The sequence below is a fragment of the Streptomyces lanatus genome (assembly GCF_014655715.1).
In the GTDB taxonomy this organism is placed as follows: Bacteria; Actinomycetota; Actinomycetes; order Streptomycetales; family Streptomycetaceae; genus Streptomyces; species Streptomyces lanatus.
The window spans coordinates 164,139-184,557 of the sequence record NZ_BNBM01000002.1; the positions used below are offsets into that span (position 1 = coordinate 164,139).

Annotated in this window: 18 protein-coding genes; 13 read left to right on the forward strand and 5 right to left on the reverse strand. The window is 71.6% G+C overall.

The genetic code is table 11. The features are described 5' to 3' along the window. Positions 1 to 192 precede the first annotated feature (192 nt). From IE325_RS05985 to IE325_RS06005, 5 genes are all read left to right on the forward strand, one after another. Positions 193 to 783 carry an XRE family transcriptional regulator gene (locus tag IE325_RS05985; protein WP_190068654.1) on the forward strand — a complete coding sequence of 197 codons (591 nt, stop codon included), beginning with the start codon at positions 193 to 195 and terminating at the stop codon, positions 781 to 783. A 142-nt stretch (positions 784 to 925) separates the two neighbouring features. Continuing rightward, positions 926 to 1,426, forward strand: coding sequence for a toxin (locus IE325_RS05990; RefSeq protein WP_190068655.1), 501 nt, complete (start codon positions 926 to 928; stop codon positions 1,424 to 1,426). Further along, positions 1,423 to 2,616 (forward strand): MAB_1171c family putative transporter, encoded by a 1,194-nt coding sequence (locus tag IE325_RS05995; protein WP_190068656.1) that lies wholly within the window; start codon positions 1,423 to 1,425, stop codon positions 2,614 to 2,616. Before IE325_RS05990 ends, IE325_RS05995 begins: the two co-directional genes overlap by 4 nt. Next, positions 2,613 to 3,800, forward strand: a complete 1,188-nt coding sequence (locus IE325_RS06000) for an MAB_1171c family putative transporter (RefSeq protein ID WP_190068657.1) — start codon at positions 2,613 to 2,615, stop codon at positions 3,798 to 3,800. The genes IE325_RS05995 and IE325_RS06000 overlap by 4 nt, the downstream gene beginning before the upstream one ends. Positions 3,801 to 3,828: 28 nt before the next feature. Beyond that, complete coding sequence (locus IE325_RS06005; RefSeq protein ID WP_190068658.1) at positions 3,829 to 5,229, forward strand: NAD(P)/FAD-dependent oxidoreductase; 1,401 nt, start codon at positions 3,829 to 3,831, stop codon at positions 5,227 to 5,229. A 15-nt stretch (positions 5,230 to 5,244) separates the two neighbouring features. On the opposite strand, the gene IE325_RS06010 is transcribed toward IE325_RS06005, so the two are convergent. The 3 genes from IE325_RS06010 to IE325_RS06020 all read right to left on the reverse strand — a co-directional run bounded on the left by IE325_RS06010 (position 5,245) and on the right by IE325_RS06020 (position 7,441). Next, entirely contained in the window at positions 5,245 to 6,105 is an 861-nt protein-coding gene (locus IE325_RS06010; protein WP_190068659.1) for an SMP-30/gluconolactonase/LRE family protein, read from the reverse strand. Next, positions 6,102 to 6,875, reverse strand: a complete 774-nt coding sequence (locus IE325_RS06015; protein ID WP_190068660.1) for an IclR family transcriptional regulator — start codon at positions 6,873 to 6,875, stop codon at positions 6,102 to 6,104. Before IE325_RS06015 ends, IE325_RS06010 begins: the two co-directional genes overlap by 4 nt. 101 nt (positions 6,876 to 6,976) lie before the next feature. Next, positions 6,977 to 7,441: a hypothetical protein gene (locus IE325_RS06020; RefSeq protein ID WP_190068661.1), complete on the reverse strand. Its 465-nt coding sequence runs from the start codon at positions 7,439 to 7,441 to the stop codon at positions 6,977 to 6,979. A gap of 175 nt (positions 7,442 to 7,616) precedes the next feature. Between IE325_RS06020 and IE325_RS06025 the strand changes: the two genes are divergently transcribed. Then, complete coding sequence (locus tag IE325_RS06025) at positions 7,617 to 8,198, forward strand: DUF2269 domain-containing protein (RefSeq protein WP_190068662.1); 582 nt, start codon at positions 7,617 to 7,619, stop codon at positions 8,196 to 8,198. Positions 8,199 to 8,265: 67 nt separating this feature from the next. Next, on the forward strand, positions 8,266 to 9,120 hold the full coding sequence (locus tag IE325_RS06030; RefSeq protein WP_190068663.1) for a hypothetical protein: 855 nt from the start codon (positions 8,266 to 8,268) through the stop codon (positions 9,118 to 9,120). On the opposite strand, the gene IE325_RS06035 is transcribed toward IE325_RS06030, so the two are convergent. Together IE325_RS06035 and IE325_RS06040 are read right to left on the reverse strand one after the other, a co-directional pair. Beyond that, a complete protein-coding gene (locus IE325_RS06035) occupies positions 9,108 to 10,319 on the reverse strand; it encodes a PucR family transcriptional regulator (protein WP_190069205.1) in 1,212 nt (403 codons plus the stop codon). The two genes, IE325_RS06030 and IE325_RS06035, sit on opposite strands and share 13 nt — an antisense overlap. Positions 10,320 to 10,345: 26 nt before the next feature. Continuing rightward, positions 10,346 to 10,516, reverse strand: coding sequence for a hypothetical protein (locus IE325_RS06040; protein ID WP_190068664.1), 171 nt, complete (start codon positions 10,514 to 10,516; stop codon positions 10,346 to 10,348). Positions 10,517 to 10,715: 199 nt separating this feature from the next. Here IE325_RS06040 and pgfA point away from each other — a divergent pair, with 199 nt between their 5' ends. The 6 genes from pgfA to IE325_RS06070 all read left to right on the forward strand — a co-directional run bounded on the left by pgfA (position 10,716) and on the right by IE325_RS06070 (position 20,414). Then, positions 10,716 to 11,702 (forward strand): cell envelope lipid trafficking protein PgfA, encoded by a 987-nt coding sequence (gene pgfA, locus IE325_RS06045; RefSeq protein ID WP_190068665.1) that lies wholly within the window; start codon positions 10,716 to 10,718, stop codon positions 11,700 to 11,702. A gap of 239 nt (positions 11,703 to 11,941) precedes the next feature. After that, positions 11,942 to 13,096, forward strand: coding sequence for a glycosyltransferase family 4 protein (locus IE325_RS06050; protein WP_190068666.1), 1,155 nt, complete (start codon positions 11,942 to 11,944; stop codon positions 13,094 to 13,096). Positions 13,097 to 13,238: 142 nt separating this feature from the next. Then, positions 13,239 to 13,916, forward strand: a complete 678-nt coding sequence (locus tag IE325_RS06055) for a class I SAM-dependent methyltransferase (RefSeq protein WP_190068667.1) — start codon at positions 13,239 to 13,241, stop codon at positions 13,914 to 13,916. Next, on the forward strand, positions 13,913 to 18,295 hold the full coding sequence (locus IE325_RS06060; RefSeq protein WP_190068668.1) for an alpha-(1->3)-arabinofuranosyltransferase: 4,383 nt from the start codon (positions 13,913 to 13,915) through the stop codon (positions 18,293 to 18,295). Before IE325_RS06055 ends, IE325_RS06060 begins: the two co-directional genes overlap by 4 nt. After that, positions 18,292 to 19,680, forward strand: a complete 1,389-nt coding sequence (locus IE325_RS06065; protein ID WP_190068669.1) for a condensation protein — start codon at positions 18,292 to 18,294, stop codon at positions 19,678 to 19,680. The genes IE325_RS06060 and IE325_RS06065 overlap by 4 nt, the downstream gene beginning before the upstream one ends. Next, a complete protein-coding gene (locus tag IE325_RS06070; RefSeq protein ID WP_190068670.1) occupies positions 19,677 to 20,414 on the forward strand; it encodes a class I SAM-dependent methyltransferase in 738 nt (245 codons plus the stop codon). The genes IE325_RS06065 and IE325_RS06070 overlap by 4 nt, the downstream gene beginning before the upstream one ends. The last annotated feature ends 5 nt before the right edge of the window (positions 20,415 to 20,419 follow it).

The window sequence follows — 20,419 nt, forward strand, 5'->3', positions numbered from 1 at the left end:
CCGGAACAACGCATTCGGAGCGGATACGGAATGCGTCTTTCCGTGACGTGATCATTGCTCGGGGTGAGCTGCACTGTCAACCATCCCTGCGAAACAGGGCAGTTATTCCTGCCACCCACGGCTGGCCGCCACCCGGGCGACCCGATACGCTCCGCTCAGCCCAGCCACGACCGGGAGAACGGGGAGACCTCGGTGAGAGACGCCCACACTTCCCTCGCCGAACTGCGCGAGCGTCTTGAGGAGTTGACCGGACAGCCGGGCCGGCTGGCCGATGTGCTGGACGTGGCCGGGCTGTCGTACACCACCGGCGTCCCCGTGCAGACCGTCACCGCCCTGCTCGCCGGGCGCGAGGTGCCGGAGACGAACCTGGAGGACCGCGTCCGGCAGCGGCTGGACTTCCTGCGCGAGACCCGGCGCCGCCCCGACGGCAAGCGCTACTCCCTCGACGAACTGGCCAAAATCGCGGGCACCAGCAGACAGTGGCTGAGCGAGTGGCGCAGAAGCGGACTGCCCAGCCTGGAGCACGCCGACCGGATCCGCCGCCACTTCGCCCTGCCCGCGGGCTTCTTCACCGCCGACGAGGCGGAGGCGCTGCACACCGCGCTCCAGCCGGTGCTGGGAGACCTGGAGGCCAAGGCCGACCCCTTGGCGCCGCTGCGCACCCCCGGCTTCTACCGGCTGGCCAGACGCGCGCCGCATATGTCGCCGCGCAAGCTCCAGGCGCTGGCCGAATGGGCGGAGATGATCACGGAACGGAACTCGTCGGAGGACGACGACCTTTGAGTACTCTCTGAGAGCTCCGCGCGGCCGTCTGCGGCTCGGTTTCGGCCAACCCTGGCCGACGGCGGGGGCAGGAGGTGGCTGAGGCGACGGACGGCTTGGCATATTGCTCAGGGTCGAACGTCCAGCGGCCACGGGGAGAACCGTGCGTACGAACAGGGAGATGCGTCGCCTCGCCGACGCCCTCATCGACCCCATCCGTGTGCCCGTTCCCGCGGAACCCGAGGCCCTGTTCCAGGCGGTCGTCGACTCGGCGATCCAGTGGCGCGGACGTCCCATCGTCGTGCACCGCGAGGTGTTTCCGCCGCACACGGCCAGCGGGCTGTGGCTGGAGCGCGAGTCCCACGACGATGTCATCGTCGACAAGCGGGCCGCCGTATGGCACCAGATCGTGATCTTCTGCCATGAGGTGTGGCACATGCACGAGCGGGGCGCCCCCGGCGCGGGCCCGCAGGCCGCCGCCGCGCGCACCGACTTCACCCTCGCCGACGAGCAGGAGGCGGACCGCTTCGGCATGCTGATGGGCCGCCGGCTGCGCACCTGGCTGGAGGCCTCGGCGGACTCGGTGTTCGCGGCCGGCGGCGACACCGAGGATCTCGCCGGACGGATCGGGGCCGCGCTCAACCACCGCGGGACCCGCAGATGAACGGCCTGATCGCCTACGTCAGTTGCGCGGCGCTGTGGCTCGGTCTGCTGGTGCGGGCCCCGGACCTGCTCCGCCACCGCCACGACCCGTATCTGCGCGCCCTGTGTGCGGTGCTGGGCCTGGCCGGTCTCTGCTTCTTCCTCGGCTCCCCGCCCACGGTCGGCGCGGTCAACCGCCTCAGCGGCGTCCCCAACCTCGCCGCCCCGCTGACGTACGCGGCGATCACCGCCTACGGCGCCGCCTCCCAGATCCTGGTCGCCCTGTGGCGCGGCGGGCCGGGCGCGCGCCGCACCGCCCGCCGCTGGGTAGTCGCCTACGCCGGGGTGGTGCTGTGCATCGTGGTGCTGTTCGTGCTGGGCGAGGCCTCGGTGGAGCGCCGTGAGGACCTGGACACCTACTACGCGACGACGCCGTATCTGCGCGAGATGATCCTGCTCTATCTCGCCGGGCATCTCACCGCGGTCACCGTCACCGCCCGCTCGGCGCTGCGCTGGGCCCGCGAGGTGCGCGGCTCGCTGCGCGCGGGGCTGATCACGCTGGGCGCCGGGGCGGTGTGCGGCGCCGGGTACAGCGTGTCCAAGCTCGTGGCGGTGGTCGCCCGCTGGACCGGGCGCGACTGGGCGACGCTGGGCACGGCGGGCGCCCAGGCCGCCGCGGGCTCCGCCGCCCTGCTGACGGTGGCAGGCGTGCTGATACCGCTGGCCGGACCCCGGTCGGCCGAGTGGCGCCGGGCCCGCCGGACATACCTGCGCCTCGCACCCCTGGAACAGGAACTGGACGACATCCTCGCCCGCCGCCGGCTGCGCCTGCCCCGCCCGCGCTGGTCCTCCCCCGTGACCCGCCTGATCTGGCGCCAGACCAGCATCCACAACGCCCTCAGCCACCTGGACGCCCATCTCGACCGGGAGTTGTACGACGCGACGCACGACGCCGCCCTGCTCTCGACGGGCGATCCGGAGCGGGCGTCGGCGACGGCCTGGGCGGCGGTGATCGCGGCGGCGGCCAGGGAGTGCCGTTCGGACCGGACCGGACCGCCCCCGGGCCACCACTTCTCGGCCGAGGGCGAGTCGGCGTGGTTCCAGCAGCGGGCGCCCGAGCCCGACGCCCTCGTACGGATCGCGGACGCGCTCGTCACCTCGCCGCTCGTGCACCGGGCGGCGGCACCGGCGGAACGGAGCTCCCCCGTATGAGTCTCGTCGTCTATCTCGCGGCCGCCGTCCTCGCGCTGTCCGCCGCCGTACTGTTCCGCCGCCCCCGCACGACCCCCGTCAGACCTTCCGCCCTGCGCAACGCGCTCACCGTGTCCACCTGCGTGGCGATCACGCTCGGCGCCGTGGTGTTCCTGTGCTCGGCGCCGATGACCCTGGCCGCCGTCAACGACCTCACCGGCGTCCCGAACTTCGGCGCGCCGCTGACGTACGGACTGCTCTCGGCGTACAGCTGCTCGCTGCTGATCCTGCTGATCAACTGGCGGGGCGGGCCCCGCGAACAGGTACGGCGGCTGGTGCTGCGCAGCATCGCCGTGTACGCCCCGCTGATCGTCGCCATCGTGGTGCTGTTCACGCTGGCGGACGCGCGGGTGGAGCGGCTGACCGACCTGGACACCTACTACGCGAACACCCCCGGCATGCGCGAGATGATCGTGCTGTATCTGCTCGGGCACAGCGCGGCCATCGTGGCGATGGCGGTGGTGTGCGTGCGGTGGGGCCGGGAGGTCACCGGGCTGCTCAGGGCGGGGCTGTGGCTGATCTTCGTGGGCGCCGTGCTGGACCTGGTGGGGTTCCAGTTCGCCAAGTACACGGCCGTGGTGGCCCGTTGGACCGGCCATGACCTGGATTTCCTCTCCACCCAGGTGGCCCCGCCGATGGCCGCGCTGGCCGCGCTGATCTGTTCCGTCGGGTTCGTGCTGCCGCGCCTGCTGCCGGCCGCCGTGGCGCACTGGCGCGGGCTGCGGGACCACCGGCGCCTTGACCCGCTGTGGCTGCGGGTGGGGTTCGTCTCCACGGCACCCAAGCCGCCGTCCTCCTGGTGGCAGTCGCCCGCGGAGCGTCTTCACTACCGTGAAGTGGCCATCCATGACGCCCTGTTGGCGCTGGCTCCCTACTTCGACGACCGGGTGCGGGAGCGGGCGCGGGGCGCCGCGCTGGCCGAGGGCCGGTCGACGCACGAGGCCCGGCTGCTCGCCGAGGCGGCCATGGTGGGCGCGGCCGTGCGGCGGGCCGCGGCCCGGGAGGAGCCGCTGGAGACGGTCAGCGCGTATCGGCTGCATGCCACGGAGGTGTCCGGGGCGGGTGGACTGGTGGAGTTGGCGCAGGCGTTGGGGGGTACGGATATTCCGGCCACGATGCGTGAAGGTACGGTTAGGGCCTTCTGAAGTGCCGCGAAGTCCTGCTAGGAGCCCCATGTCGCGTAGAGCTGTCGTCATAGGTGCGGGGCTTGCCGGCATGCTGGCCGCGGCGGCGCTGTCCTCCGTCGCCGACTCGGTCGTCGTACTCGACCGGGACGACCTTCCCGACGGGCCGGAGCATCGCAAGGGGCTGCCCCAGGGGCGGCACGCGCATCTCCTCATGGCCGGTGGGCTTGCCGCGATGGAGGATCTGGTGCCGGGCGTGAGCATGCGCGGGCATCTGCTGGCGGCCGGCGCGCAGGAGATTCCGCTCGGGATGGGCATGTTGGCGCTCACCCCCGAGGGCTGGTTCCGGCGCTGGCGGCATCCCGGGCCGCGGATGATGACGTGCACGCGGGCGCTGCTGGACTGGGCGATACGGGTCGCGGTGCTGGCCAACACCGATGTGGAGATCCGTAAGGCGAAGGCGCTGGAGCTGATGGGCTCGCGGGAGCGGGTCACCGGGGTGCGGGTGGCGACCGCGGCCGGCGAGGAGGAGCTGGCGGCCGATTTCGTGGTGGACGCGAGCGGGCGCGGCTCACGGGTCGTCAAGTGGCTGGCGGGACTGGGCATTTCGGATGTCCGCGAGAGGTCGGTCGACGCGGGCCTCGTGAACGCCACCCGCCTCTACCGCACCCCTGAGGGCGCCGGGCGCTTCCCGCTCACCCTGGTGCAGGCCGATCCGTACAGCGGCGGGCCCGGCCGCAGCGGGATGATGCTGCCCATCGAGGGCGACCGCTGGATGGTGAGCCTCGCGGGCACCCGCGGCGGCGGTGAGCCACCTTCGGACCCGGACGCCTTCCTGCGCTACGCCCTGGAACTGCCCGACCCGATCGTCGGCAGGCTGGTCTCCGGTGCCGAGCCGCTCACCGACGTCCATGTCAGCCACAGCACCAGCAACCACCGGCGGTACCTGGAGAAGACCCGTGAATGGCCCGAGCGCTTCATCGTCCTCGGTGACGCGCTGGCCACCTTCAACCCGACGTACGGCCAGGGCATGTCGGTGGCGGCGATGGGCGCGCAGGTGCTCAGCCGGGAGCTGGGGCGGACGGGGCTGACCGGGACCGGTCTGGCGCGGCGGGTGCAGCGGGCGGCGGCGCGGTCGGTGGAGGGGGCGTGGACGATGGCGGTGAGCCAGGACGTCTGGTACCCCGGGACCCGGGGCGGCTCGCCCGGCGTCGCGGACCGCCTGGTCACGGCGTACACGCGCCGCATGATCCGTACGGCGACCGGCTCCTACACGGCGGCGTCGGCGGTCTGGGACGTGACGAGCATGACGACGGGCCCGGCGCGGCTGCTGCGCCCGTCGACGGTCCTGGCGACGCTGAGCGGACCGCCGCTGCCACCGGCGGTGGGGGCGCCGCTGACGAAGGAGGAGCGGGAGATCCTGCGGGGGCTGGACCGGACGGGGGCGTGAAGGCCCCCGCCCTCCTCAGCCCGCGAAGGCCGGCTGGACCAGGCCCTGCCCCGCGCCGGGTACGACGAGCAGGGAGCCCGACAGCGGGGGCGGCGAGTCCAGTCCGACCCGGGCCGTGGTGATGTACAGGTCGCTCAGTCCGGGCCCGGCGAAGGCGCACGCGGTCACCCGGGGCACGGGAAGTTCGATCACCCGGTCCAGCTTCCCGTCCGGTGTGTAGCGACGTACGGCCGCACCGTCCCACAGGGCGACCCACACGCACCCGTCGGCGTCCACAGTCAACCCGTCGGGGAACCCGGCACCGTCCTCGATCTCGACGAAGGCCCGCCGACCACTGACGCCACCCTCCGAGTAGTCGAAGACATCGACGCGCCGGGTGGGTGAGTCGATGTAGTACATGAGGCCGCCGTCCGGGCTCCACCCGGTGCCGTTGCTCACCGCCACGTCGTCGAGGACGACGTCGACCGAGCCGTCGCCGGTGAGCCGGGACAGCGTGCCCCCGCCCGGGGCCTCGTCGTAGCGCATGGTGCCCGCCCACAGGGCGCCGTCAGGGGCGACGGCGGCGTCGTTGGCGCGGCGGCCCGGGACGGGTTCGTGGTGCAGCCAGCGGAAGGTGTCGTCGGGGTCGAGCAGCGCCACGCCGTCCCGGAGGTTCAGGACGAGGCCACCGCCGACGCGGGGCTTGACGGCGCCGACGTGCTGGGGCGTCGTACGGGAGGTCCGCCGCCCGGAGACGGGATCGAAGGTATGAACCCGCTCCCCCAGAATGTCGATCCAGAGGAGATGCTTCCGCTCGGCATCCCAGGTGGGCCCCTCACCGAGCTGCGCCTCCGCCGCGACGGCGACCTCGTACTCGTACTTGTGCTGGGCCTTCATGCCACGCTCCGGTGTCCGAGACGCTCCGACAGTTCGGCGGCCCCCTTGGCGGCCAGCTGCTCCAATTCTGCGCGCCGCTCGTCGCTCCAGCGAATCATGGGGACGGAGATCGAGAGCGCGGCGACGACCTGCCCGGCCCGGTCCCGCACCGGCGCGGCGACGCAGGACACGTCCGGGTTGGACTCCCGGCTCTCGACGGCGATCCCGCGCTGCCGGATCGAGGTGAGGGCCTCGCGCAGGGCGCCGGGGTCGGTGATGCTGTTCGGTGTCATGGCGACGAGGTCGGCGTCGTCGGGGATCCGGGAGCCGAGCTCGTGCTCCGGGAGGGAGGCCAGCAGCATCTTGCCGACGGATGTGCAGTGGGCGGGCAGCCTGCGCCCCGCGGCCGACACCATGCGCACCGCGTGCGTGGAGTCGACCTTGGCGATGTAGATGACGTCGGTGCCCTCGAGGATCGCCACGTGCACGGTCTCGTCACAGGTCTCCGCGACCGACCGCGCCACCTGCTGCCCCTCGGCCGCGAGGTCGAGCTGCTCGGCATACCGGCTCCCGAGCTGGTACGGCCGTACGCCCAGCCGGTACCGTCCCGGCTGACCCGGGACCTGGACGATGTACGACCGAGCTGCGAGCGTGGTGACCAGCTCGTGCACGGTCGTCCGCGGCAGCTGCAGCTTGCGGACGATGTCGGGCGCGGAGAGCGTGCCGTCCCCGTCGAGGAAGAGCTCGAGAATGTCGAGAGCCCGGGTCACTGCTGGTACGAGGCGTCCCACGTCCGGCCCCCTCCCTTGGGTGTCAGGCTGCGTTCGAGATTTCAACAGCCGATCGGAATAACGAACATAGGCTACTCAAAGTCCGTTTACCCCGGCAATGGTCATGCCGTCCTGACATACGTCAGATCAAAGTCCGTCCGCCACTCCTCCCCGTCCGGCGACTGCTCCCAGCGGCCCTCGACCGTGTTGCCGTCGGGGCTGAAGGTGGCGGTGAGGCGTTGGTGGAAGGCGGGGGCCGCGCGCCACTGGTGCCAGGTGCGGTCGGTCATGGTGGCCCGGTAGACGCGGGACACGGCGCGGCCGTCGGCGTAGAGGACGGTGTATTCGGCGGTCGTGTCGTCGTAGCCGATCAGGGCGACGGTGGGGAAGGGGGCGTTCGGGCCCCAGTCGCCGGGGAGGGACGCGTCGGGGCCGAGATCGGTGTGCTGGGCGAGGAAGGCGCCGCCCTCCAGCCAGGAGAATTCGGTGTGGAAGGGGCCGACGGTCCGGCCGACGGCCCACATCTCCCAGGTGCCGATGAACGGGTCCAGTCGGCGGAGGGCGGGGTGGGGTGTGGGTTGGCGCATCGGGGGCTCCTTCTCCCGTCGGGTGCCTGGTGCCTCAGTGGTGACCGGGGGCGGGTGACAAAGTCATCGGCGACGTCGGAGCAGTCGTAGCCGTCGCCGGTACGCCGACCTCAGTACGCGCGGTTACTCCCGCCGTCAGACGTGCTCGCCGGCCATGCCCGGCACGGTGTTGTCCATGTCGTCCACTCCTGCTTCCGCATCCTCCAAGAAGCTGAGCCGTCCCGCCCGCCGGGCGGCCCTCGTCGTTCATGTCATCGCCTCGGCCGGCTGGCTCGGGCTGACGCTCGGGCTGCTCGCGCTCGCGATCACCGCGGCCACGACCGGGTCCGCCGTGACCGTGGAGGCGTCCGTGCGGGCCATGAAGCTGTTCGCCGACTGGCTGCTGCTGCCGCTCGCGTTCCTCACGCTGGTCAGCGGGCTCGTACTGTCCCTGGGCACGCAGTGGGGGCTGGCCCGGCACCGGTGGGTGTACATCAAATTCTGGCTGACCCTCGCCACGACCACCGCCACGACCTTCGCCCTGCGCCCCGGCCTGGACACCACCGTCGCGGCCGTCGCCGCGGGTGAGCCGCTGCCCGATGCCACCGGTCTCATGATGGGGCCGATCGTGTCGCTGTCCGCGTATCTGTTCATGACGGTGATCTCGGTCCTCAAGCCCTGGGGGCTGACGAGGCGGGGCCGCCGACTGCGGGACGCCTCCGCCCGTTCCCGTCGGCGGGTCGGCAGTGCCAGTGAGTCCGCCCGTCAGGCGGCGTGACGGCAACCTCCGGCCGTCCAGCGGCGACATCAAGGCGAAGTCCCGTCCCCCACCAAGGGAGTTCGCCATGCGCACACGCTTGGCCCGGCTCGGTGCCGTGCTCGCCGCGATCGTCGCGCTGATCGGCGCACCGGCCGTCACCGCCACCCCGGCGCAGGCCGCCGAGCAGTGGAATCCGCCCGCGCACCTCGTCCAGCCCCTGGGCGAGGTCTGGAACCACGTCGAGTCGACCTACCCCGACCTCTACGGCTTCCGCAACTACGGCTGGGACCAGATCATGGCCAACCGCGGCAGCGTCAACTACTGCGTCCGCTGGGAGTCCGACGCCCCCGTCAGCGCCGCCCTGCGCGACCGGATCCACGCGGATCTGAAGAAGCAGTTCGGGAAGTGGATGGCCGCCATGGTCGAGAGCAATGGCACCGGCACCAACGCCTGGCCGTACCCGAACGTACCGGTCAACATCGTGGGCTGGGCCGTGAAGAACCGGTCCACCCTGCAGTGGAGCGACAACTCCGTCGACATCTACGCCGGGATGCTGGACAGCGAGGGCGCCCCGCAGTGCGCACCCGACTGCGGACGCTTCTTCCACCAGGACGGCAACTACTCCAGGTGCCCCGGCGGCGCGGCCCGGCACTACGACCAGTCGCTCTGGCTGACCAAGGGCTTCCAGGGCGGGGCCGGCGGCGACTGGGGGCAGCGGGTCGGGCAGGAGTACTTCACGTCCGCGCTCGGCCAGGAGAACATCCATATCTATCTGCACGAGGTCGGGCACACCTTCGGACTCGACGACTTCTACGACTGGACCCCTACCGGCCAGTGCTGCTTCCTCATGAAGGCCGGTTCCGCCGCCCAGATCACCGAGTTCGACAAGTGGATGTTCCGGGACTTCTGGCGCCATCTGAAGAGCCGTTACGGCCTCTGAGGCCCCAGCGCGCCCCTCAACCGCTGGGCCCGCAGCACCAGTTCCAGCTCGAACCGCCGGTCCGGGTCGTCCATCTCCTCGCCCCACAGCTCCCGGATCTGGCGCAGCCGATAGCGGACCGTCTGGGGATGGACCCCCAGGCGGGCCGCGACCTCCGGTGCCCCTCCCCTGGTCTCCAGCCACGCCAGTAACGTCTCCGCGAGCCGCCGCCCGTGGGTGGGTCCGCACTGTTCCAGTGGGGCCAGGCACCGTAGCGCCAGGTCGTCGATCAGTTCCTCGGGTTGCAGCAGGACCAGCGCCTCGGTGTGCTCGGTGCAGTACAGGACCTCACCGGCGGGCAGCAGCCGCCGTTCCATGAGGCGTACGGCGGCCTCGGCCCAGCGCAGTGACTTCGCCGCGTCGGAGAGGGGGACCGGGGGCCCGATCGCGCCGGACCAGCCGCACAGGGCCCGGTGCAGCAGCTCGGGGCGGCCGGCGGCGTCCGGCTCGGGGACGACCATGCGGGGCTGCTCGTACTCCAGGTCCAGCAGCACGCCCTGCCCCACGGCCGGGGCCAGCGCCTCCCGCGCCGGGCGCAGCAGCACGCCCACGGCGACCTTCTCGGGCAGCGGCCAGCCGATCCGGGCCGCCCGCTCGGAGAGGGCGTCGGCCGGGTCGCCCCGGTGGTGTTCGGCCAACAGCAGTTCCATCAGGCGGCGTTGGAGGCGCAGCCGTTCGCCGGCCTGGCGTGCCGCCGCCTCGGCGTAGCCGCGTACCGACTGGTCCACCAAGCCGTCCAGGTACTCGTACCCGGCATCCACCAGCTCGTACATCGCCGGCGGCGGGATCTCGACGCGCTGGCCGATCTCGGCGAAACGGCGCCAGGCCAGCCGTACGCCCATCCGGTAGATCGCCTGGAGGGAGTCGAGCGAGCGGCCGTTGAGGCCCTCGCCGCGGCCGAACTCCTGGAAGACGCCCGGTGGGACGCTGGGGCGGCCCTCCGATTTCTCCAGGTGCTGCACGAACACCTCGATGGCCCGCCGGATCCCGACCAGGGCCATCGGCTCACCCGACTCGTCGAGGACGACCGGCAGATGCGGGTACTCGCGCTGGATCTCGCGCAGGATCTCCTCGGCGAGGTTCGGCGCGTCCGCCATGGCCAGCTCGGCGAAGCGGCGGACCTGGTAGCGGGGTACGTCGTGCCACGCCGAGCGCGTCATGGCGGGCGAGCGCGTGGTGGCCACGGTCAGTTCCCCTGACCCGCTCGATCCGCTTGACCCGCTTGCTCGTAGGTGATCAGGGGGGTGTTGGGCTGGTCGGGAGTCGCTTCCAGCAGCGCGACGACGCCGAACGCGGCACCCACCGCGAGTACGGCGGCGAGCGCGACGGTCAGTGTGGCGGCGAGCAGTCTGGACATCGCAGGGTCAGCCTCTCTGTCCGGAGTCGTCCCCACCCCGGTCGCCTGCCCGACCCCTGCCTGTGGGCCCAGTCTCGACAAGGCGGGTCGGCGCGTCAAGACATTGACACTCCGTCAATGGACGCCTACGGTTCCCGGCCCAAGAACGGCCAGGCATCGAACGAGCATCGACCATGCGTCAACCCCCCAGGAGTGCCGGATGCGCCGTACAGCCTCTCCCCTGTCCCTGATTCTGCTGGGCCTCGGCACATTTCTGCTGGTACTGGCGCCCTTGCTGGCCTGGTACGTGACCCCGCGTGCCGCCGTGAACCCGATCGACATCGACACCACGGCCGTTTACAAAGGCACCGGAAGTGTCTTCGACACCGACAAGATCGAGACCGTGCCGGACCAGACGATCACCGTGACCCAGCGGGTGCGCGGCGATGTCGCGGCGAGCGAGCGCAGCGGTGACGCCGTCTGGGACGTGATCACGACCGTCGACACCGACAAGTCGCTGCCGGCCGCCGATCCGCATGACGCGCTGGACTTCGCCCCGCACCGCTGGGTGATGGACCGGAAGACCACCCGGCCCGTGCACTGCTGTGGCGAGAAGCCGTACATCGAGGGCGAGGCATATCTGAAGTTCCCGTTCGATGTGCAGAAGCGCTCCTACCAGTGGTGGGACAACACCGGCGGGACCACGGTCACCATGCGCTACGACGGCACCGAGAAGATCCAGGGCTACACCGGCTACCGGTTCACCGCCACGGTCGCGCCCCGCAAGACCGGCACCCGGCTGGTCCCCGGCAGCATCATCGGCGAGCCGGACCGCCCGCAGGTACTGGCCGAGGAGTGGTACTCCAACCACGGTTTCAAGCTGGTCGTGGACCAGGCCACGGGCCGTGTCATCTACGCCCAGACCGGCCCGCGCCGCACCCTGCGGGCGCCCGGCGGCGACAAGGACGCGGCGGTGCTGCTGGACAGCGAGAAGATCGCGTTCACCACGGCCACCCAGAAGGACGCCGTACGGCAGGCCGAGCGGGACAGCGGACAGCTGCGCATGGTGGGCGAGATCCTGCCCATCGGGACGGCCGGTGCGGGATTCGTGCTTGCGGTGGTGGGTGTCGTTTTGGTGGTACGAGGCCGAAAGCGCCCGGAAGCTCCCGGTACGGTCGAGATGCCCCAGCCCTCACTCACAATGTGACGTGACGTCAGCTCTAACAAAGCCGGAAATTGTCACGCCGGTGAGTAGCCGTGGCGAACGGCTGGGCGAAAACTGTCCCACCCCACCCGGACACAGCCTGTCCACAGCCCCCGCAACATGACCGTAAGCAGGCGCAGGATAACCGTAAATGAGCCAAGATCCTTCCAATCCCCCCACAGGAACCCAAACCCTCCCTCCCCCACGCTGAGTTCCGCACCCTGAGACGAGTTGGAGCACCCATGCCCCAGCACGTGCCCTCCCCGCTGCATGCCACGCTCCCCTGGGCATCGCAGCACCACCCTCCGGCGCACCCCCCACATCCGCGCCGAATCGTTTTTCTCGCCCATCGTGACCTGAGCAACCGTTCCGCTGGCGGCTCCGAGCTGCTGGTCGACCGCCTCGCCGACGGCCTCACCCGGCTCGGCCACCAGGTCACCCTGCTGTGCGGTGGCCCCGCGGCCTACCGCGACTACCGGGTCGTCTCGGCGGGCGGCTCCTACGGCCACTATCTGCGCGCCAGATCCGCCTTCGCCCGTCAGGTCGGTGACTGCGATCTGCTGGTCGAGGTCTGCAACGGGATGCCGTACTTCGCCCCCGTCTGGCATCGCGGGCCGACCTTGTGCCTGGTCAACCATGTGCACACCGATCTCTGGCAGATGCGGTTCGGTGGCGCGATGGCCCCGGCCGCCCGGCTCGGCCGAAGACTGGAGCACTGGGCGCTGACCGGGGTGCAGCGGCAGGGTCTGCTGGTCGCCGTGTCGCCGTCCACCGCGCACGCGCTGCGCGGGATCGGGGTCGAACGGGACCGTATCCGTGTCGTGCACAACGGAGTCGAGGAGCCCGGGCCCCTCGGTGACCGTTCCCCCGAGCCGCTGTTCGTGGCCGTCGGGCGGCTCGTCGAGTACAAGCGGATCGATCTGCTGCTGCGGCTGTGGGAACGGGTGCGGCCGGTGACCGGCGGGCGGCTCGTCATCGTCGGGGACGGACCCGAGCGCGGGCGGCTGGAACGGCTCGCCGGGCACGGCGTCGAGTTCGCCGGGCATGTCTCGGAGGCGGAGAAGCACCGGCTGTTGTGTGCGGCGTGGCTGCTGGTGCATCCGTCCGCGATCGAGGGGTGGGGGCTCGTCGTCACCGAGGCCGCGGCCCGGGAGACGCCGACGGTCGCCTTTGATGTGCCTGGGCTTCGGGACTCTGTCGTGGACGGGGAGACGGGGGTTTTGGCGCACGGGGAGTCTTCGTTCGCCGCTGCGTGGTGCACGCTCGCGTTGTCCTCACATCGGCGGGAGTTGATGGGGAAGGCGGCGCGGGATCGGGCCGCGCGCTATCGCTGGGATCGGACGGTTCGGCAGTTTCTGGCGGTTGCCGGTGAGGCGGTGAGGGGTGCGGGTGCCTAAGGGGTGGGGTGGTGAGGACCGCTCGCGGCTGCCGGTTCGTCGTGGCTGGTCGGGCAGTTCCCCGCGCCCCTATACGGCATCGCCCTACCGGAGTTTCAACGATCCGTCTCTCCGCCGCTCTGTCACCCTCTTCCGTGCTTTCATGCATGAGCAGGACGATCCCGAAGGCTGCTATTCGCTCCTCGCCCGTGATGCCGCCGACCAAGTCGAGGCGTACGGCGGGCCCGTCGCCGGGCGAACCGTCGTGGACGTCGGTGGTGGCAGCGGGTACTTCACTGAGGAGTTTCGGCGTCGGGGTGCGGATGCCTACCTCTTCGAACCGGATCCGGCGGAACTCGGCGAGAAGCCTTCCGAGGCCACCATCGTCGCCGACGGCTATCTGCTGCCCCTGCGCGACGGTGTCGCCGACGTCGCCTTCTCCTCCAATGTGCTGGAGCATGTGGCCGATCCGCAGACCTTCGTCAGTGAGCTGGCGCGGGTGACGCGGCCCGGTGGGCTGATCTATGTGTCGTTCACCAACTGGCTGTCCCCGTGGGGCGGTCATGAGTGGGCCCCCTGGCACTACCTCGGTGCCGAGCGGGCCCGTGCACGTTATCGGCGGCGTACCGGACGGGACGCCAAGCACACCCTCGGCGAGAACCTCTTCGCCGTGCACATCGGCAGCACCCTGCGGCAGGTGCGGGCCCGTGACGACGTGGCGATCGTCTCGGCGCGCTCCCGCTACTGGCCGTTTCTCGCGGAGACAGTCGTAAAAGTGCCCGGCATCCGCGAGTTCGCCACCTGGAACCTCCTCCTCATCCTCAGGCGGTGTCCACCATGACGACGACCACGGTCCAGGCTCCTCCCCCGGCAGCCGTGCCCACCTCCGTGCCCGCCTCGGGGCCCCCGGAGGGGCCGCGGTCGCGGCGATGGCTGCTGGGGTTCTGGGCCGTGGTGTTCGTGCTGTTCCTCGCGGTGCAGCCGGGGCGGCAGACCTTCGACACCAAGCTGGGTGTGACGGTCGATCCGGGACGATTCCTCGCCGATCTCGGGCAGTTGTGGCACGACCAGGGCAGTTTCGGCGGGATCCAGGACCAGTACGCGGGCTATCTGTGGCCGATGCTGCCGTTCTACTGGCTGGCGGATGTCGTACGGCTGCCGGTGTGGCTGGCGGAACGGCTGTGGCTGTCGCTGATCGTGTCGGTCGCCTTCTGGGGTGCGCTGCGGCTGGCGGAGCGGTTGCGGTTGGGGAGTGGCGGGTCTCGGCTCCTCGGTGCCGTTGTGTACGCGCTCTGGCCTGTCTTCACGATCGTCGTGGGGTCCACGTCCGCTGCCGCGCTGCCGGGTGCGTTTCTGCCGTGGGTGCTGCTGCCGTTGACGAACGAGCGGTACGCGGCGCGGGTCGCTGCGCTGCGGTCGGCGCTGATCATTCCGTTCATGGGCGGGGTGAACGCCGCCTCGACGCTGGCCTCGCTCCTTCCCGTCGGGCTGTATCTGCTGTCCCGTCCGGCCGGGCCCCGGCAGCGCAAGCTGATCGCGTGGTGGGTGCCGGGGGTGATCCTGGCGACCGCCTGGTGGGTGATACCGCTTCTGCTGCTCGGCACGTACGGCGAGAACTTCCTTCCCTATGTGGAGAGTTCGCAGACCACGACCGAGACCATGTCGGCGACGGAGGCGCTGCGCGGCGGCGGGAACTGGGTCGCCTATCTGCACTTCGGGGAGGCCTGGCTGCCGGCCGGATGGACCGTGGCCTCGGCGGTCGTCGTGATCGTCTGCTCGGCGCTCGCGGCCGGGCTCGGTCTCGCGGGGCTGGCACGGCGGGACATGCCGGAGCGGCGGTGGCTGGTGCTGACCGTGGTGACGGTCGCGCTGATCCTGCTCGCCGGGTACGGCGGGAGGTTCGGGGCGCCCTTCCACGGGGTGGTGCAGGACTGGCTGAACGGCGGTCTCGTCCCCTTCCGGAACATCTACAAGTTCCAGACGGGGCTGGCCCTGGCGCTGATGCTGGGCCTCGTCCATCTGGTGGGCGTGGCGGCCGAGGCGCGCGGGGCGCGGCCGGTGCCGGGGCGGCGGTTCGCTCCGCTGATCGCGGCCGTACTGGTACTGCCGGGACTGATGTGGCCGTATCTCAACGGCTCGATCCTCAACCCGGGTTCCTTCAAGGAGATCCCCCAGTACTGGCAGAGCACGGCCGACTGGATGAAGAAGTACTCCCCCGACGCCCGTGCCCTCGTCGTCCCGGCCACCGCGCACGGCATCTACACCTGGGGCTCCACCATCGACCAGCCCCTCGACGTCCTCGCCGACTCCCGCTGGGCCCAACGGGACTACGTCCCCTTCGGCACGCCCGGCAACCGGCGGGCGATGGACGCCGTGGAGCAGGCGCTGGTGAGCGGGGGCCAGGTGCCGGGGCTGGCCGACTTCCTCAGCCGGGCGGGGATCTACTACGTCGTCGTCCGCAATGACCTCGATCCCGACCAGATCGGGGCCACCCCGACCACCACCGTGAAGCGGAGCCTCGAACAGTCCGGGTACGAGCGCGTGACCGGCATCGGGCCGGTGATGACCGGCGGACGGATAGCCGAGGGCACCCCGCTCCAGGTGGAGGGGCTGTATCCACGGCAGCGGGCGGTGGAGATCTATCAGCCGGCGAGCGAGGACGTGCCGCGTCCGCATCAGGCCGGGGTGCGGCCGATCGCCGATACGGCCGTCGTGTCCGGCGGGCCGGAGGCGCTGCTGCCGCTGGCGTCCGAACTGCGGGGCCGGGCAAGCGTGTTGACCGGCGACAATCACCCCGGGCTCGGCTCACCGCAGGTGCAGGTGGTGGGCGATGGGCTGCGGCGGGCGGACACGCGCTTCGGCCTGGTCAACGCCAACACGTCGTACACGTACACCCGCGACGAGCGCAACGCGCCGGACGCCGCGCAGGACGCGGGCGAGAAACCGCATCAGATCCTGCCCGGCACCGGCCTCGGCCATCAGACCGTCGCCGAGCTGCGCGGGGCGCGGTCGGTGACGGCGTCCTCGTACGGCAGCTGGCTCTTCCATCTTCCGCAGTTCGACCCGGTGAACGCCTTCGACGGCAATCCGGACACCGCGTGGACGGAGGGTTCCGAGGGTTCGCCGGACGGTGAGTGGCTGCGGATCGCCTTCGCGGGCGGGTCCGGGGGGTCGTATGACATGCCGTCGTCGTTCAAGGTGACTCCGCTGCCGCAGGAAGGTGTGCGGGAGGCGCCGACGCGGGTGCGGGTGGAGACCGAGAAGGGGGCGGTGAGTTCCTTCCTGCGGCCGGACGGTACGGCTCAGTCGGTCAAGGCGCCTGCGGGTGCGACGAGTTGGATGAAGCTGACGATCACGGAGTCGGTGTCCCGGCGGGCCGGGCTGACCGGGGCGGGCTTCTCCGAGATCGCCCTGCCCGACGTCCAGGTGACGCGGCTGCTGCGGCTGCCCACCGACGCCGGGAAGTCCGGGGCCGCCGCCGAGATCGTGTCCCTGTCCCGCGCGGCCGACCCGACGGGTCTGTCGCCGACGGGCACGGAGGCCGGTCTGCACCGCCGGTTCACCACCTCCACCGCCGGGACGTACGAGGTACGGGCGAATGCGGTGCCGGTGGCGGGTGAGGAGCTGGACAAGCTGCTGTACGAGGTGGCGCCGGAGCAGCGGAACCGGATCGTCGCGACCGCCGACTCCACGGCACGGCTGGGCGCGGGGCTCTCCCCGCGCAACCTCACCGACGGCGACCTGACCACGGCGTGGATCGCGGGCGACCGTCCGACGATCCATCTGAGCTGGCCGGGGAAGCAGGCGGTCGGAGAGATCGTCCTGGCCCCTGCCGGGGGGCTCGCGACCCGCCCGACCGAGGTGCACATCAGCTCCCCTGACGGTGCGGTGATCGCCGGGGTCGACGAGAACGGCTGGGTCCGCTTCCCGCCCATCACCACCGACCGCCTCGACATCACGATCACCGAGACGGCCCCGCTGACCCTCTACAACCCGATGGTGGGCGAGGATCTGCGACTGCCGGTGGGGCTCACGGAGGCGTACGTCCCGGCCCTCGACCAGTACCGGACCCCGCAGCCCGGCGGTTCACGGCCGTTCTCACTGCCGTGCGGGAAGGGGCCGGTGGTCTCGGTCGACGGGGAGCTGTACCCGACGAGCGTGAAGGGGACGGTACGGGACCTGACGGAGCGTCGACAGGTGGACGTCACGCTCTGCCAGCGGGGCCGGGAGGACGCCGGGCTGCAACTGCCGGCCGGGAACCACTCGGTGGAGGCCGGTGACGCCGGCCCGCTCACCCTCACCGACCTGACGCTCACCCGCGGCACGGTCACCGAGGCCACGACCGCGACACGTGACCTCGCCGTACGGGACTGGCTCGGCGACCTGCGCACAGTGACCGTCGGGTCGGGCGCGGCGAGCTATCTGACGACGTACGAGAACTTCAACGACGGCTGGCACGCCACCCTGAACGGCAAGGAACTGACCCCGGTCCGGCTCGACGGCTGGCAACAGGGCTGGCGCGTCCCCGCGGGCGCGGGCGGCACGGTCAAGCTGTCCTACGAGCCCGCGGTGACCTACGAGGGCGGCCTGATCGGCAGCGCGGTCGCGCTGGCTCTCTTGATCGGCCTGGTGCTGTGGCGCCGCCGGGCCCCGAACCCCGACGAACCCCAGCCCACCCCACCCCTGCCGGGCCTCTGGCTGGGCACGCTGACCGTGACGGTGGTGGCCGTGTTCATCGCCGGGTGGTTCGCCCTCCTGGTCCCGGCCCTGGCCCTCCTGGCATGGCGCAGGCACACCCTCCTGGTACCGCTCGCATTCGCAGCCCTCGCAGGAGCGGGGATCGCCGCGGCGGTGGGCGCCGGGGAGCCGGTGGGGGCCGGGGAGGGCGCGTTCGGGCCGGTGGCTCAACTGCTGGCGCTGGTGGGGTTGTTCGCCGCGGTGGTGGGGGTTCGGGAGCCGGTGGGGGCGGTTGAGGGGACGGGGGGTCCTGGCCCCGGAACCGTCGCGCCGGAGCCTCCGACGCAGCCGTTGCCGCATCGGGAGCGGGGCGCCAGTCCCCTGGGTGAGCAGCCCGCTTCCGGGCCGACCGTGTCCGCGCGCGGGCCCGGCGGGCCGGACCCCGATCCGCCGACGGCGCGTATCGCACCACGTAAGCCGCGGTTCCGGCCGACGCCTCCCGAAGACGCACCCGACAACCCCGGGAAGGGCCAGCCCACATGACCGCACTCCAACACCCCGCCCGCGCCGAAGGCCCGCTCCCACAGCCCGCGCGCATCCCCTTCCCCGTCGTGGACGAAGTCGCCCGGCACTGTCTTCAGGAGGAGGAGCCGGAGACGGTGCACATCGAGGTTCATCTGGCGGGGCGGCTGGATGCGGGGCGGCTGAGGGCGGCGTTCGGGGAGGCGTTGCGTCGGCATCCTCGGATTCTGATGCGGGAGGCGCCGGGGCGGTGGTACCGGCGTCGGTACGAGTGGGAGCTGACGGCGGAGCCGGACGTGGAGGTGGTGAGTTTTCCGGCGCCGGGGAGGGACGCGTTGCGGGACGCCCGGACCCGGGCGCTCACCCAGGCGCCGCCGTTGTCCCTGTCGCCGCCGATCAGGCTGGAGGTGGTGGAGGGGGCGGGGACCGTCGAGGGCAGCGAGGCGAGCGATGCCGTGGGGGTGCGGTCACGTGGAGCCGAGGAGCCGCAGGCGCGTGCCGTACAGACGACCGTCCTCTTCCTCACCATCAACCACACCGCCCTAGACGGCCCCGCCTGCCTCCGCGTCCTGGCCACCGCCGCCGAGCTCTACGGCGGCAGGGACAACTCCCCCGCGTCCGCCCCCGTCCGTACGACGGAGGCATCGCCACCCCTCGAAGAGACCCCCTCCAACTGGTCTCCCCCCGCACGCGTGGCGCAGGGCACCCCCGAGCCGTCCCCGGGCAACGGCATGCTCGTCACCGAACTCCCCCTCCCCCACCGCCCCAAGGGCTCCCCCTACACAGTCAACGACCAGCTCATGATCACCACCGCCCTGACCATCGCCCACTGGAACAGGGAACACGGCGCCCGCCCCCGCCCCCTGCGCATCACCATGCCCGTGGACGACCGCCCCCGGGACGCCACCATGCCCATCGGCAACGGCACCCGACTGGTCGAAGTCCCCTTCACACCCGAGGAGTTGGCGAACCACGGCCCCGCCGACATGCCGGCCCTCCTCCACCGCACGGGCACCCGCACCCGCGCCCTCAAGTCCGTCCCCCGCCCCCAGCTCGGCCACGGCGCCGCCCTCCTCACCGCCCCGATCACCCCGGTCCCCTGGCGCGCCGCCCTCACCCGAGGTCTGCGCAGAGCCGCCGCGCCCTGGACCTCCACGACCCTCCTCAGCAACATCGGCCGTATCCCGTACCCCCTGGACTTCGGCGAGGAGGCCGGCCGCGCGCACGCCGTGTGGTTCTCGGCGCCCGCCCGGATGCCACGCGGCCTCACCGTCACCACCGCCTCCACAGCCGGCCGCCTCCACCTCGCGCTGCGCTGGTCGCGGACCCTGCTCGGCCACGGCGACGGCGCCCATCTGCGGGACCTGTTCGAGCACTACCTGCACTCCACGGAGGTGACCGAGTGACGACGACCGCCCCACCCCCGAAGGACCTCCGCGACTTCTACGAGAACCCCGCCGTCCCCGTCGCCTCCGGCACCCCCCGCAGCCGCCGCCAGGCCCGCATGCTCGCCGAGGCCCTGGGACCGGCCGCAGCCGGGGGCGCTCGCACCATCCTCGACATCGGCTGCGGCGACGGCACCGCCGCGGCCACCGCAGCCCCCTACCTCACCGGCCACCGCATCGTCGGCATCGACTGGTCCCAGGACGCCCTGCGCAGGGCCCGCACCCGGATCCCGTACGCCGTGCGCGGCGAACTCACCGACGGCGGGCTGCCGTTGCGCGAGGGCTCCGCCGATGCCGTGCTGTTCAGCGAGGTGATCGAGCATCTCGTCGACCCGGACGCCGCCCTGGACGAGATCCGGCGGGTGCTGTGCCCCGGCGGCCATCTGATGCTGTCCACGCCGAATCTGGCCGCCTGGTACAACCGCGCCCTGCTGCTGGCGGGTGTGCAACCGGTGTTCTCGGAGGTCAGTCTGCGGGGGATCCACGGGCGCCCGGGGCGGGAGGTCGTAGGGCATCTGCGGCTGTACACGGCGCGGGCGCTGCGGGAGTTCGTGGCCGCGTCCGGCTTCGAGGTGGTACGGCTCGCGGGTGCGCCCTTCCATGGTGTGCCGCGTCCGCTCCGGCCCCTGGACCGGCTGGCCTGTGCCCGGCCGTCGCTCGCGTCGATCCTGTTGCTGCACGCCAGGAAGAAGTAGGCCAT